The sequence below is a fragment of the Phyllobacterium sp. P5_D12 genome (assembly GCF_054049495.1).
Genome location: NZ_JBFUMG010000989.1, coordinates 1 through 999 on the forward strand (window position 1 = coordinate 1; position 999 = coordinate 999).

The window sequence follows — 999 nt, forward strand, 5'->3', positions numbered from 1 at the left end:
CCCAAAAGTCCACTGCGCTCCGGTTCTCATCAGGCTGAATTCTCAATAGGTCTTCCAACGTCACCCCAAAAATCCCGGATCAATTTTCCACGGATTGCATGTTTTAAAAAAGCTGGACTCCGGCGTTGTCCCGCTATGGAATTGCATTCTGATAAAATGTCGTTCACGGCAATAAATTGGCGCGGATTTCGTGTCCCTTGTGAAACCATCCTTTCCTTAAATATCGCCCTTCCACTATGTTGCCGCGAGCAATGGCGATATTAATACGCCGCGTGATTCAGTTGATATTCGTTGCGCCTGATGCTGGCAGCGAGAGTGGATAGTAATTTTCATGACCAAGAACCTGACGCATCTCCAGCGTCTTGAAGCCGAAGCAATCCATATTTTTCGTGAGGTCGCGGCGACGTTCTCCAATCCCGTGATGCTTTATTCGATCGGCAAGGATTCGTCCGTCATGCTGCATCTGGCGATGAAGGCCTTCTATCCGGCCAAGCCGCCATTTCCATTCCTCCACGTTGATAGCACGTGGAAATTCAAGGAGATGATCGCATTTCGTGATTCAGAAGCTCAGCGACTTGGCTTCGATCTTCTCGTGCACAGCAATCAGGAAGGCATCGAGCAGGGCATCGGTCCCTTCACGCATGGCTCCAACACGCATACGCACATCATGAAAACCGTCGCACTGCGGCAGGCACTCGATAAATACGGGTTCGATGCGGCCTTTGGTGGCGCACGCCGTGACGAGGAAAAGTCCCGTGCCAAGGAACGGATTTTCTCGTTCCGCAATGCGCAGCATTCCTGGGACCCGAAGAACCAGCGGCCGGAAATGTGGAAGATCTACAACACACGCGTTGCCAAGGGGGAATCCATCCGCGTGTTTCCGATCTCCAACTGGACCGAACTCGATATCTGGCAATATATCATGCAGGAGGAAATTCCGATCGTTCCGCTGTACTTTGCCGCGAGGCGTCCGGTTGTCGAGCGTGACGGCATGCTGAT

The 999-nt window shown here is 52.2% G+C and carries 1 protein-coding gene; it reads left to right on the forward strand.

Annotated elements, in window-relative coordinates:
* Positions 1-331 precede the first annotated feature (331 nt).
* A partial coding sequence (gene cysD / locus ACXJ5O_RS28190; protein WP_457302793.1) for a sulfate adenylyltransferase subunit CysD occupies positions 332-999 on the forward strand: 668 nt, incomplete at its 3' end.